The organism is Streptomyces sp. NPDC101160 (genome assembly GCF_044768205.1).
Taxonomy (GTDB): domain Bacteria; phylum Actinomycetota; class Actinomycetes; order Streptomycetales; family Streptomycetaceae; genus Streptomyces.
The window spans coordinates 117,006-129,747 of the sequence record NZ_JBIWPJ010000007.1 but is presented as its reverse complement, the minus strand read 5'-3'; the positions used below and the strand labels follow the sequence as shown (position 1 = coordinate 129,747).

Below are 12,742 nucleotides of genomic sequence, written 5' to 3'. Positions count from 1 at the left end.
CTGCGCTTTCGGCCACCTACCCCATGGCGCCCCGCCACCGCGTGACGGCAGTCTTGCGGTCATGAGCGACCACACCGACGCCGGCACCGCCGACACCGACACCGGCACCGCCGACACCCCGCCACCCGCCAGACCGCCGGCGCGCTTCGCCTACAACCGGCACACCTGGAAGGAGATCGCGCATCTCCTCGCCAATCTGCCCTGCGCGCTCGCCGGTTTCCTCTACTCGGTCGTGACGGTGGCCCTCGGCGTGGGCCTGGCCGTGACGGCCGTCGGGCTGCCGCTGCTCGCGCTCGGGCTCGCCGGGGCGCGCGGGATGGGCCGGTCGGAGCGGGCGCGGGCGCGGAAGCTGCTCGGGGTGCGGGTGGACGAGCCGAGCCGGCTGCCGCACCGGGGCGGCTTCTTCGGCTGGCTCTGGGCGCAGCTGAAGGATCCGGTGGCGTGGCGGAGCCAGCTGTACGGGTTCGTCCGGCTGCCGTGGGGTGTGCTGACGTTCACGGTGACGCTCGTGTCGCTGATCGTGCTGTGGCCGGTGCTGCCGTTCGTGGCGCGCGGGCTCAGCGCCGCCGACCGGGGAATGGTGCGCGGGCTGCTCTCGCCGTCCGACGAGCTGGAGCGGCGGATCGCGGAGCTGGAGTCGGACCGGGGCGTGGTCGTGGACACGGCCGCCGCCGATTTGCGCCGCATCGAACGCGACCTGCACGACGGCGCCCAGGCCCGGCTCGTGGCGCTCGCCATGGGGCTCGGTCTGGCGAAGGAGAAGCTGCTGGACGATCCGGAGGCGGCCGCGGCGATGGTGGACGAGGCGCACGGCGAGGTGAAGCTGGCCCTCCAGGAGCTGCGCGACCTGGCCCGCGGCATCCACCCGGCCGTCCTCACCGACCGCGGCCTCGACGCCGCCCTCTCCGCCGTCGCCGCCCGCTGCACCGTCCCGGTGAAGGTCTCCGTCGACCTGCCGGCCCGGCCCGCCGAGGCCATCGAGGGCATCGCCTACTTCACCGTCTCCGAACTCCTGCAGAACATCTCCAAGCACGCGGGGGCCCGTTCGGCCGCCGTGGAGGTGTGGCGGGAGGAGGGCGAGGGCCGGCTGATGCTCCAGGTCCGCGACGACGGCAGGGGCGGCGCGCGGCTCGACGGCGGCGGTACGGGCCTGGCCGGGCTGGCCGAGCGGCTCGGCGCGGTCGACGGGGTGTTCGTCGTGGACTCGCCGGAGGGCGGGCCGACGGTGATCACCGCCGAGCTCCCCTGGCGGGACCGCGGCACACGGTGAACACCGCCGACCTCCCACGGCGGGACCGCGGTCCCGTACGGACCGGGCGGCAGGCCGCGCGGCGGGCCGGTAGGGAAAACCCCCGGGTCAGGACGCCGACCCGCCTCATGGTGCCGGGCCCCGCCCTCCGGGGAGGGTGAAGACGACCGACAGACCCCCGCGTCAGAAACGGAAACCCCGATGGACGGAACCCCGACGGACGGAATCCCGATGGCCTCCCACCGCCTCCCCGCCGGCCTCCGCGCGCCCTTCGAAGGACGCACCTGGCGCGCGTTCGGCTACGTCATGACCGGGCTGCCGATGGGCATCGTGTCCTTCGTCGTCGCCGTCACCTTCGTGTCGCTCGGCGCCGGGCTGCTCGTCACCTTCCTCGGTGTCCCGGTCCTGGCCGCCGGCCTCGCCGCCTGCCGGGGGCTCGGCGCGGTGGAGCGGGCGCGGGCGCGCGGGCTGCTGGGCCTGGACGTGCGGGCGCCGGAGCCGGTCCGGGGCCGGACGGGCGGGGCGCTGTCGTGGATGGGGGCGACGCTGAAGAGCGGGGCGTCCTGGCGGCATCTGCTCTACTGCCTGGTGCGCTTCCCGTGGGCGGTGTTCACGTTCTGCGTGGTGCTGACGCTGTGGGCGACGGGCTGGAGCCTGTTCACGTATCCGCTGTGGCAGTGGGTGTTCCCGACCTACGTGAGTCAGGACGGCATCCAGCTGTACGGGGACGGGGACCACGGCGTGCAGATGGACACGCCGTTCGAGATCGCGATCACGTCCGCCGTGGGCCTCGGCCTGGTCCTGCTCGGCCCGTGGGTGCTGCGCGGCCTGGTCGCGGTGGATCGGGTGCTGGTGGCGGGGCTGCTCGGCCCGTCGCTGCTGGCCTCGCGCGTGACGGAGCTGGAGTCGGACCGGGGCGTGGTCGTGGACACCGCCGCCGCCGACCTGCGCCGGATCGAGCGCGACCTGCACGACGGGGCCCAGGCCCGCCTGGTGGCGCTGGCGATGGACCTGGGTCTGGCGAAGGAGCGGATCACGGACGACCCGCTGACGGCTGCGGCGATGGTGGACGAGGCGCACGGCGAGGTGAAGCTGGCCCTGCAGGAGCTGCGCGACCTGGCCCGCGGCATCCACCCGGCCGTCCTCACCGACCGCGGCCTCGACGCCGCCCTCTCCGCCGTCGCCGCCCGCTGCACCGTCCCGGTGAACGTCTCGGTCGACCTGCCGGCCCGGCCCGCCGAGGCCATCGAGGGCATCGCCTACTTCACCGTCTCCGAACTCCTGCAGAACGTCTCCAAGCACTCCGGCGCCAAGCGGGCCTGGGTGGACGTGTGGCGGACGGACGGACGGCTGATGCTCCAGGTCCGCGACGACGGCAGGGGCGGCGCGACGCCGGCGGCGGGCCACGGGCTCGCGGGCCTGACGGAGCGGATCGACGCCGTCGACGGCGTGCTCGCGATCGACTCCCCGGCGGGCGGCCCGACGACGGTCACGGCCGAGCTTCCCTGGCGCGCCTGAGCCCGTCCGCCGGACTGGCAGCGACAGCCGATGGGCGACCGTTCGAACAGCGGTTTCGAGCGTCTGGATGTGGGCGTACTGGGCGCGCCGAGCCAGCGCCCACTGGTCGTGGGAGGCCTTCGTGACCGACCCGGCCCAGCGCGACGACGACTCCGCTGTGAGGGCGCGCTTACGCTCCGCCCACGCGTCACCATCGTGGTCCAGCCCGGCCGCGCACCGCGCCTTCAGATCCTTCGACGCCAGCGAACCCAACAGGCCCCCGACCTGCCGCAGCACCTTCTCGTCCTGCGCCGTCAGGTTCTTGAGCCGGTCACGAACCGCCACACCGCAGGGACTGGGCACCACGAAAGACGCCGCAACCTCCCGCACACCGCCCACGACGTGCCCCCCCTCCCCCAGGCCGAAGACACCTACCGGTCACCACACCGAACGACCGCCACCCGAAAAGGTCACCCACTCGATAACCGGACTCTCGTTCCCCGCAACAAAGAGCATCCGCCCAGACCCGAACCCCACTCACCCTGCGCACGCGAACGCACTCATTCGCTTTCAGTCAGTTGCCGTTCCTTACCCCTTCCGGCCCCGTCGCGTCCCTTCTCCTGCGATGCTGATGAGCGTTGCGATCAAGGGGAAGGGACGGACATGGGCGCGGACACTGTGCGCGTGGTCATCGCCGAGGACTCGGTGCTGCTCCGGGAGGGTCTGACCCGGCTCCTCACCGATCTCGGGCACGAGGTGGTCGCCGGCGTCGGTGACGCCGAGGCCCTCCTCAAGACGGTGGACGGCCTCGCGGACGAGGGGGCGCTGCCGGACGTGGTCGTGGCCGACGTCCGGATGCCGCCGACACACACCGACGAGGGTGTCCGGGCGGCCGTACGGCTGCGCGCGGACCATCCGGGGATCGGGGTGCTCGTCCTGTCGCAGTACGTGGAGGAGCGGTACGCCACCGAACTGCTTGCCGGATCGAGCACCGGTGTCGGCTATCTGCTGAAGGACCGGGTGGCCGAGGTCCGGGAGTTCGTGGACGCGGTGGTCCGGGTGGCCCGGGGCGGTACGGCGCTGGACCCGGAGGTGGTGGCGCAGCTGCTCGGCCGGAGCCGGAAGCAGGACGTGCTCGCGGTGCTGACGCCGCGCGAGCGCGAGGTGCTGGGCCTGATGGCGGAGGGGCGTACGAATTCGGCCATCGCGAAGCAGCTGGTGGTGAGCGACGGCGCGGTGGAGAAGCACATCAGCAACATCTTCCTGAAGCTGGGGCTCTCGCCGAGTGACGGGGATCACCGCCGGGTACTCGCCGTGCTGACCTATCTCAACAGCTGACGGGCTGCGACGATACGAGAGCATGACTGACGACCCGTCAGCTATGCCACGACCGCGCCGCCCCGGTCCGTGACGAAGAATGTGCGGAGCGCGACACCCCGGTGGACCCGGGGCGTCGCAGAGAGCGACAATTGACAATAAACAGGCGTTTCGGGCGTCTCAAAACGAAGTCCACGATGCGAGAAGTCCCGGGAAGGGCCCCCTTACGGTCGTAGGGTGGGCCACGGGCGGCCGGTCGGCCGGTCGTCCACCGAGCTTTCTCCGCGGGTGAGCCTCGACGGAGAGACCCTGCCGCGAGGGAGGTCCAGTTCAGTGACCAGCCAGGTCAGTAGCGAGGCCGGTGAGGCCCTGGTCGGGGAGCAGCGCAGCGCCCCGGCGACGGCCGGAGACGGTTCCGCGAAGGAAGTGCGCCGGCTCGACCGGGTGATCATCCGCTTCGCGGGCGACTCCGGCGACGGCATGCAGCTCACCGGTGACCGGTTCACCTCGGAGACGGCGTCCTTCGGGAACGACCTCTCCACGCTGCCGAACTTCCCCGCCGAGATCCGCGCCCCCGCCGGCACGCTGCCGGGCGTTTCCTCGTTCCAGCTCCACTTCGCCGACCACGACATCCTGACCCCGGGCGACGCGCCGAACGTCCTGGTCGCGATGAACCCGGCCGCGCTGAAGGCGAACATCGGGGACGTGCCGCGCGGCGGCGAGATCATCGTCAACACGGACGAGTTCGCCAAGCGCGCCATGGCCAAGGTCGGCTACGAGACCTCTCCGCTCGAGGACGGCTCGCTGTCCGGGTACCACGTGCACCCGGTGCCGCTCACCACCCTCACCGTGGAGGCCCTGAAGGAGTTCGGGCTGTCCCGCAAGGAGGCCGAGCGCAGCAAGAACATGTTCGCGCTCGGGCTGCTCTCCTGGATGTACCACCGCCCGACCGAGGGCACCGAGACCTTCCTGCGCCAGAAGTTCGCGAAGAAGCCCGAGATCGCCGAGGCGAACGTGGCCGCGTTCCGGGCCGGCTGGAACTTCGGCGAGACCACCGAGGACTTCGCCGTCTCGTACGAGGTGGCCCCGGCCACCCGCGCGTTCCCCACCGGCACGTACCGCAACATCTCCGGGAACCTGGCCCTGTCGTACGGCCTGATCGCCGCCGCCAGGCAGGCGGACCTGCCGCTCTACCTCGGCTCGTACCCGATCACGCCGGCCTCGGACATCCTGCACGAGCTGAGCAGGCACAAGAACTTCGGTGTGCGCACCTTCCAGGCCGAGGACGAGATCGCCGGCATCGGCGCCGCGCTCGGCGCGGCCTTCGGCGGCTCGCTCGCCGTGACGACCACGTCCGGCCCGGGTGTGGCGCTCAAGTCGGAGACCATCGGCCTCGCCGTCTCCCTCGAACTGCCGCTGCTCGTCGTCGACATCCAGCGCGGCGGCCCGTCCACCGGTCTGCCCACCAAGACCGAGCAGGCCGACCTCCTCCAGGCCATGTACGGGCGCAACGGCGAGGCGCCGGTGCCGGTCGTGGCCCCGAAGACGCCGGCCGACTGCTTCGCCGCGGCGCTCGACGCGGCCCGGATCGCGCTCACGTACCGTACGCCCGTCTTCCTGCTCTCCGACGGCTACCTGGCCAACGGCTCCGAGCCCTGGCGGATCCCGGACACGGACGAACTCCCGGACCTGACCACGACGTTCGCCACCGGACCGAACCACACGCTGGCCGACGGCACCGAGGTCTTCTGGCCGTACAAGCGCGACCCCGAGACCCTGGCCCGCCCCTGGGCGCTGCCCGGCACCCCCGGCCTCGAACACCGCATCGGCGGCATCGAGAAGCAGGACGGCACCGGCAACATCAGCTACGACCCGGCCAACCACGACTTCATGGTCCGCACCCGGCAGGCCAAGATCGACGGCATCGAGGTGCCCGACATCGAGGTCGACGACCCGGACGGCGCGGACACCCTGGTCCTCGGCTGGGGCTCCACGTACGGGCCGATCACGGCCGCCGTGCGCCGCCTGCGCCGCACCGGCCGCCCCATCGCCCAGGCCCACCTGCGCCATCTCAACCCCTTCCCGAAGAACCTCGGCGAGGTCCTGAAGCGGTACGAGAAGGTCGTCGTCCCCGAGATGAACCTGGGCCAGCTCGCCACCCTCGTCCGGGCGCGGTACCTCGTCGACGCCCGCAGCCACAACCAGGTCAACGGAATGCCGTTCAAGGCCGAGCAGCTCGCCGCGGCCCTCAAGGAGGTCATCGATGAGTGAGTCGCTGCTGCACCTGGTCCCCAAGGCCGAGGCGACCCAGTCGATGAAGGACTTCAAGTCCGACCAGGAGGTCCGCTGGTGCCCCGGCTGCGGTGACTACGCCGTGCTCGCCGCCGTGCAGGGCTTCATGCCCGAACTCGGCCTGGCGAAGGAGAACATCGTCTTCGTCTCCGGCATCGGCTGCTCCTCCCGCTTCCCGTACTACATGAACACGTACGGGATGCACTCGATCCACGGCCGCGCCCCCGCCATCGCCACCGGCCTGGCGACCTCCCGCCGCGACCTGTCGGTGTGGGTCGTCACCGGTGACGGCGACGCGCTGTCCATCGGCGGCAACCACCTCATCCACGCCCTGCGCCGCAACGTCAACCTGAAGATCCTGCTCTTCAACAACCGGATCTACGGCCTGACCAAGGGCCAGTACAGCCCCACCTCCGAGCTCGGCAAGATCACCAAGTCGACCCCGATGGGCTCCCTCGACGCGCCCTTCAACCCGGTGTCGCTCGCGCTCGGCGCGGAGGCGTCCTTCGTCGCCCGGACGGTCGACTCCGACCGCAAGCACCTCACCGAGGTGCTGCGCCAGGCCGCCGACCACAACGGCACGGCCCTGGTGGAGATCTACCAGAACTGCAACATCTTCAACGACGGCGCCTTCGAGGTCCTCAAGGACAACGAGCAGGCCAAGGAGGCCGTCATCCGCCTGGAGCACGGGCAGCCGATCCGTTTCGGCGCCGACCTCCACAAGGGCGTGGTCCGGGACCCGGCCACCGGCGACCTGGAGGTCGTGACGGTCACCCCGGAGAACGAGTCGCGGATCCTCGTCCACGACGCCCACGCGGCCTCCCCGACAACCGCGTTCGCGCTGTCGCGGCTCGCCGACCCGGACACGCTGCACCAGACGCCGATCGGCGTCTTCCGCTCGGTGGACCGACCGGTGTACGACACGCTGATGGCGGAGCAGCTGGAGAAGGCGGTGGAGCAGCAGGGCAAGGGAGACCTGGCCCAGCTGCTCGCCGGAAAGGACACCTGGACGGTGGTGGGCTGACCTCCGCGGCCGGGGCAGCGTGCGCGGTCAGTCGTTCCGCTTCGCTGCCTCGGCGTACGGGCCGAGGCAGCGGGGCCTGCCGGACCTGATCTGCCAGAGGGTCAGCCCGTCGAGGGGGGAGCTGGAGACGTCGCCGGACATGGCCTCGTAGGTCCTGCCCACGCCGCGGTACACCCGGTCGTCCCTCATGAACACGGTCGGCATCGCAGTGCCCGGGCGCTCCGCGTTCATCCGGACGGCGGTGCGCAGCGCCTGCGCCGTCCAGAACAGGGCGTCGTACGACTCCACGGCGAACCGGTCGACCGGGTCCGTGGCCGCGAGCCGCCAGCGCTTGCGGTACGCGGCGGCGAACTCCTTCGCGGCCGGGACCGTGTCGGGGTCGGTGTAGCTGGTGCCGAAGTACCAGCCCTCGGCGGCCGGGCCCGCCACGGCGAGGAACTCCGGCCCCAGCGCGGGCTCCACGCTGCCGCACGGGCCCCGGTATCCCTGCTGCCGCAGCGCCTTGGCGCACAGGGCGGCCCGGCGCGGCGAGTTCCCCACGTACATCACGCCCGTCGGGGACGTGGCGAGCGCCGCCCGGACCGCCGGGCCGAAGTCCTCGCTGTCCGCGGCGACCTGGTGCCGGGTGACCGTGCCGCGGTAGGGCGGCGACGCCTGCACGCTCTGGGCGGCGAGCCAGCCGTAGTGGCCGCCGGCCCGGTCCTCGACGACCGCGGTGCGCCCCCGGTGGTGCTCGGTGAGGTAGCGGCCGAAGGGCACGATCATCGTCAGGGAGTTGGGCCGCGCCTCGAAGTACGTGCGCAGGTCCGGGGTCTGGCCGCGGATCGTCGTGTCGGAGGGGACCGCCGCCACCACGCTCAGCACCGGCACCTTCGCGTCGACGAGCGCGTCCACCGTGGCGACGGCCGTGTCGGCGGCCGTCGGACCGAGCACGGCGACCAGGGCTGGCTCCTTGAGCAGGGCGCGGGCTCCGGCGGTGGCCCGCTTCGGGTCACCGCCGTCGTCCGTCACCTTGAGCACCAGGTCGAAGGGGCGGTCCGCGCGGGCGTTGAAGGTCTCCGCGGCGAGGCGAAGCCCGCGCTCCTGGGCGCGCCCGTCCGCCTTGCCGGGGCCGCTGAGGTCGGTGAGCACGCCGAGCGTGTACGCCGTCCTCACCACGCTGCCGCCGATGCCGCCGCCCGTCCCGCCGGCCGGGTCGCGGCCGAGCAGCCAGGCGGTGAGCCCGCCCGCGCCCGCGACGGCCCCGGCCGCGCCGAGGACCAGGAAGCGGCGCCGCGAAGTCCCCTGCGGCTCCTCGGGGTTGAGCATGGTCGGGTCGGCGACCGGCAGGTCCAGGACCCGCGAGGAGCGCTGGGCGATCAGCGCGGGCAGACCGGGCGGCAGCCAGTCGCCCGCCGCTCCCTCGTACGGGCCGAGCGCGTCCCGCACCTCGGCGGCGGTCGGCCGGTCGGCGGCGTCCTTGGCGAGGCAGGCGGTGACCAGCGCGAGCAGAGCCTCCGGTACGCCGTCGAGGTCGGGCTCCTCGTGGACGGTGCGGTAGACCACGGCGGCCACCGCGCCCGTACCGAAGGGGCGCTGCCCGGTCAGCGCGTACGCGAGGACGCAGCCGAGCGAGAAGACGTCGGCGGCCGGGCCGACCTCGCCGGTGCCGGTGACCCGGGCCTGTTCGGGCGCGAGGAAGCCGGGCGTGCCGATCATCGCGTCGGTGGCGGTGAGCGCGGTGGCGCCGCTGACCCGGGCGATGCCGAAGTCGATGAGCCGGGGCCCGTCGAGGGCGAGCAGGACGTTGCCGGGCTTGACGTCGCGGTGGACGAGCCCGGCCGCGTGCATGCCGTCGAGGGCGGCGGCGAGCCGGGCGCCCAGTGCGCGGACGGTGGCCTCGGGCAGGGCGCCGTGCAGGGCGACGGCCTCGGCGAGCGAGGGCCCGGGCACGTACTCGGTGGCGAGCCACGGCTCCCGGGCCTCCGGGTCGGAGCCGAGGACCCGGACCACCCACCGGCCGGTGATGGTCCCGGCGGTGGTCGCCTCGCGGCGGAAGCGGGCCCGGAAGCCGGGGTCGGCGGCGTGCTCGGCGCGGATCAGCTTGAGCGCGGCGAGCGCGCCGCCGGCGGACCGGGCGAGGTAGACCACGCCCATGCCGCCGGCGCCGAGCCGCCCGAGCAGCCGGTAGCCGGCGATGACCGAGGGGTCGGCCTTCTTGAGCGGCTGCACCGTCAGCTCTTCTTCTTGTTCTGGGGTTCGCCGGGGGCGCCGCCGATGAACTTGTAGGCCCCCTGCTGCACGCCGTAGATGAAGGTGCCGACGCCCTTGAGTTCGCCGTGCTTGTCGAACTGGTAACCGCCCATGGCCCCGGTGTACGTCTGGTTGCGCAGGGCATCCCACAGGCCCTTGCGGGTGAGCGGGCCCTTGGCGGCGCTCTTGGCGAGCCAGGACGTGACCAGGTTGACCACGTCGAAGGACTCGCCGGTGTAGAAGGCCGGGGTGGTGCCGTAGCGCTTGCGGTAGGCGTCGAGGAATTCCTGGGTGAGTTTCCGGTCGGCGGGCTTCTGCTTGGTGTCGGCGGCCCGCTGGACGGGGTCGATGACGGGCGCGCAGACGAACCAGCCCTCGGCGGCGCTCCCGGCCTCCTTCAGGAACTGCGAGCCGAAGACGTGCTGACCGGTGAACCGGGGCCCGGTGAAGCCGAGTTCGTTCAGGGCGCGGGCCGCGAGCACGGCCGTGGAGCGGACACCGCAGTGGACGTAAGTGTCGATGCCGGCGTCGATCATCTCGCCGATGATCCGGCGGTAGTCCGTGGCCCGGCCCGGCACCACCCGGAAGTGCGGCTTGAGACCGGCCTGCTGGAAGCCGTAGCGGGCGCCGCTGACGTACTGCCAGCTGTACTGGTCGTCGGTGCGTTCCTGGAGGATTCCGGGGTGGCGGACCTGCGGCAGCAGCGTGGTGGACAGGGCGAGGTAGACGCCCGCCATGAAGTGGCTCGGGATGGCGCGCAGCACGGTCGCGTTCTGGGGGCCGGTCTCGCCGCGCAGGGTGAAGAGGTTGTACCCCGCCGAGGTGGTGAGGAGCGGCACGCCGGCCTCCTCGAACGCGGGGAGCGCGGCGATGCCGGTGTCGTCGGAGGTGGGGCCGAGGACGGCGATCACGGACGGGTCGGAGGTGAGCCGGCGGGCGGCGGCGAAGGCGCCGGAACGGTCCCCGCGGTCGTCGGAGACCTTGAGTTCGAGGGTGAAGGGCTTGCCCTTGTGCACGGCGTTGAACCGCTCGACGGCGAGCCGGGCGCCGCGCTCCTGGGCCCGGCCGATCTCCTGGGCGGGCCCGGAGAGGTCGGCGAAGACGCCGATGGACCAGGTGTCGCGGGCCTTGGACGCGGGGTGCTTCCCGTCGCCCCCGCTGTCGTCGCGCCGGTCGAGCAGGGCGAAGGCGCCGCCGCCGGCTGCGAGCACCGCCGCACCGGCACCGGCGTAGAGCAGGAGCCGGCGTCGGGAGGGACCGGCCGCGGCGGCCGGGTCCGCCGGGTCCGTGCCGGGCGCGGTCGGGTCGATGTCGGGGAGCGCCAGCATGGCCGCCGAGCGGGCGGCGATCGTGGTGACGACGGGTGCGGGAAGCCAGTCGGCCGGGGCGCCGGGGGTGTCCTCGGTGAGCCGGCCGGCGATCTCCTCGGCGGTGGGGCGCGCGGCCGGTTCCTTCGCGAGGCACTGCCGTACGAGGTCGAGCAGCGGCTCCGGTACGCCGGCGAGGTCGGGCTCGTCGTGCACCGTCCGGTAGAGCAGCGCGTCCAGGGCGCCGGTGCCGAACGGCGGGCGGCCGGTGACCGCGAAGGCGAGCAGACAGCCGAGCGCGAAGACGTCGGCGGCGGGGCCGATCTCGGCGGCGCGGGCCTCGGCCTGCTCGGGGGCGAGGAAACCGGGGGTGCCGACGACCATGTCGGCCGAGGTGAGCCCGGTCTCGCCGGTCGCGCGGGCGATGCCGAAGTCGATGAGCCGGGGGCCGTCGGCGGCGAGCAGGATGTTGCCGGGCTTCACGTCCCGGTGGACGAGCCCGGCCGCGTGCACGGCGGCGAGCGCCCGGGCGACGGCGCCGCCGAGGATCCGTACGCTCCGCTCGGGCAGCGGCCCGTGCTCGCGGACCGCCTCGCCGAGGGACGGGCCCGGCACGAAGGCGGTGGCCATCCACGGCTCGGGGGCGTCGGGATCGGCGCCGGTCACGGGCACGGCCCAGGGGCTGACGACCCGGCGGGCGGCCTCGACCTCGCGGCGGAAGCGGGCCCGGAAGTCGGCCTGGTCGGCCTGGTCGCCGTGGGTGACCTTGACGGCGGCGAGCGCGCCGGTGTCGGTGCGGCCGAGGTAGACGACGCCCATGCCGCCGGCGCCGAGGCGGCCGAGGAGCCGGTACCCGGCGATCGTGGAGGGGTCGGACGGCAGGAGCGGCTGGAGCGCGCCGGGGTTCACGGTCACGACTGGGCTCCCATCTGCGCCTTGAGGCGTGCCTCCATGGTGACCTGGGCCTGGGTCTGGACGCTGGTGACGTCCTCGGTGTGGCCGGGGGCGCCCTTGACGTTGGTGGCGACGGTGACCTGGCCGATGCGGGTCTCGTACCAGCTGTAGGGCTGCGGTCCCTTGAAGGCGTCGTTCAGGTAGGAGCCGCTCTCGACGAGGGAGTCGGTGGCGTGGGCGTTGCCGCCGATGCCGTAGGGCATGCCGAGGGAGCCGAGGTTGGTGACGCGTTCGCCCTCGCGCAGCTGCTGGTCGGGGCAGCGCAGCGCCTCCTCCAGGGTCTCGGCCATCTCCCAGTCGGCGTCGGTCTCGGTGCGGTGCACGGTGACGGTCGCGGCGACCCGCAGCGGGCCCTTGCCGCCGGCGGCCGGGATCTCGCTGTAGGCGGTGACGCTGGCCAGGACGGAGCCGGGCAGCGGCTCGACCTCCCACTCGCAGCTCGCGTCGAGGACCGGCCAGGAGCCGGGGTCGCTGAGGTACGGGCTGCGCTTGACGTAGTCGGGCCCCCAGGACTCGGGCCCCGCCACGATCGCCAGGGCCAGCCGGCGGGCCTCGGCGGCGTTCTTCGGCACGCGCTTCGGGTCCGGGGTGAAGTCGAGGGCGGTGGGCGTGGCGCGCGGGGCCGGGGCGGCGGTCCCGGACGGGGTCGCGGTCCCGGTCCCGTTCGGGCTCGCGGTCCCTGTCCTGCCCGGTGTTCCTCGCGGCGGTTTCCCGTCGTCTCCGCCGCCGTCCGACGAGCAGCCCGCCATGAGCAGCGCGCCCGCCGCCACGACGGCACCGGCGCGCAGCACTCTTCCGTACGCGTACACCATGTTTCCCCCACGGTCTCTCGCGCGAACCCCCAGCCGGTGAGGCAGATCGTACGGGTCC

8 protein-coding genes and 1 pseudogene are annotated in these 12,742 nt (G+C 73.1%); 5 read left to right on the top strand and 4 right to left on the bottom strand.

Annotated elements, in window-relative coordinates; translation table 11 throughout:
- Nucleotides 1-61: 61 nt before the first annotated feature.
- Together ACIRSU_RS23205 and ACIRSU_RS23200 are read left to right on the top strand one after the other, a co-directional pair.
- The gene (locus ACIRSU_RS23205) at nucleotides 62-1,270 is read left to right on the top strand and encodes a sensor histidine kinase (RefSeq protein ID WP_403795289.1); all 1,209 of its coding nucleotides are present in this window, start codon (nucleotides 62-64) and stop codon (nucleotides 1,268-1,270) included.
- A gap of 180 nt (nucleotides 1,271-1,450) precedes the next feature.
- Complete coding sequence (locus ACIRSU_RS23200; protein ID WP_403795287.1) at nucleotides 1,451-2,767, top strand: sensor histidine kinase; 1,317 nt, start codon at nucleotides 1,451-1,453, stop codon at nucleotides 2,765-2,767.
- On the opposite strand, the pseudogene ACIRSU_RS23195 reads toward ACIRSU_RS23200, so the two are convergent.
- Nucleotides 2,765-3,145 (bottom strand): annotated as a pseudogene (locus tag ACIRSU_RS23195) (IS200/IS605 family accessory protein TnpB-related protein); the annotation flags it as partial. The gene ACIRSU_RS23200 and the pseudogene ACIRSU_RS23195 overlap by 3 nt on opposite strands.
- Before the next feature lie 279 nt (nucleotides 3,146-3,424).
- Here ACIRSU_RS23195 and ACIRSU_RS23190 point away from each other — a divergent pair.
- From ACIRSU_RS23190 to ACIRSU_RS23180, 3 genes are all read left to right on the top strand, one after another.
- Nucleotides 3,425-4,084 carry a LuxR C-terminal-related transcriptional regulator gene (locus tag ACIRSU_RS23190; RefSeq protein ID WP_403796426.1) on the top strand — a complete coding sequence of 220 codons (660 nt, stop codon included), beginning with the start codon at nucleotides 3,425-3,427 and terminating at the stop codon, nucleotides 4,082-4,084.
- A gap of 312 nt (nucleotides 4,085-4,396) precedes the next feature.
- The gene (locus ACIRSU_RS23185) at nucleotides 4,397-6,334 is read left to right on the top strand and encodes a 2-oxoacid:acceptor oxidoreductase subunit alpha (protein ID WP_403795284.1); all 1,938 of its coding nucleotides are present in this window, start codon (nucleotides 4,397-4,399) and stop codon (nucleotides 6,332-6,334) included.
- A complete protein-coding gene (locus ACIRSU_RS23180; RefSeq protein ID WP_403795282.1) occupies nucleotides 6,327-7,379 on the top strand; it encodes a 2-oxoacid:ferredoxin oxidoreductase subunit beta in 1,053 nt (350 codons plus the stop codon). The genes ACIRSU_RS23185 and ACIRSU_RS23180 overlap by 8 nt, the downstream gene beginning before the upstream one ends.
- 27 nt (nucleotides 7,380-7,406) lie before the next feature.
- Here ACIRSU_RS23180 and ACIRSU_RS23175 read toward each other — a convergent pair whose 3' ends face one another.
- The 3 genes from ACIRSU_RS23175 to ACIRSU_RS23165 are packed head-to-tail and all read right to left on the bottom strand — an operon-like array spanning nucleotide 7,407 to nucleotide 12,684.
- Nucleotides 7,407-9,590, bottom strand: a complete 2,184-nt coding sequence (locus ACIRSU_RS23175; protein WP_403795279.1) for a bifunctional serine/threonine-protein kinase/ABC transporter substrate-binding protein — start codon at nucleotides 9,588-9,590, stop codon at nucleotides 7,407-7,409.
- Nucleotides 9,591-9,592: 2 nt separating this feature from the next.
- Nucleotides 9,593-11,833 carry a bifunctional serine/threonine-protein kinase/ABC transporter substrate-binding protein gene (locus ACIRSU_RS23170; protein WP_403795277.1) on the bottom strand — a complete coding sequence of 747 codons (2,241 nt, stop codon included), beginning with the start codon at nucleotides 11,831-11,833 and terminating at the stop codon, nucleotides 9,593-9,595.
- Complete coding sequence (locus ACIRSU_RS23165; RefSeq protein ID WP_403795275.1) at nucleotides 11,830-12,684, bottom strand: hypothetical protein; 855 nt, start codon at nucleotides 12,682-12,684, stop codon at nucleotides 11,830-11,832. The genes ACIRSU_RS23170 and ACIRSU_RS23165 overlap by 4 nt, the downstream gene beginning before the upstream one ends.
- Nucleotides 12,685-12,742 lie beyond the last annotated feature (58 nt).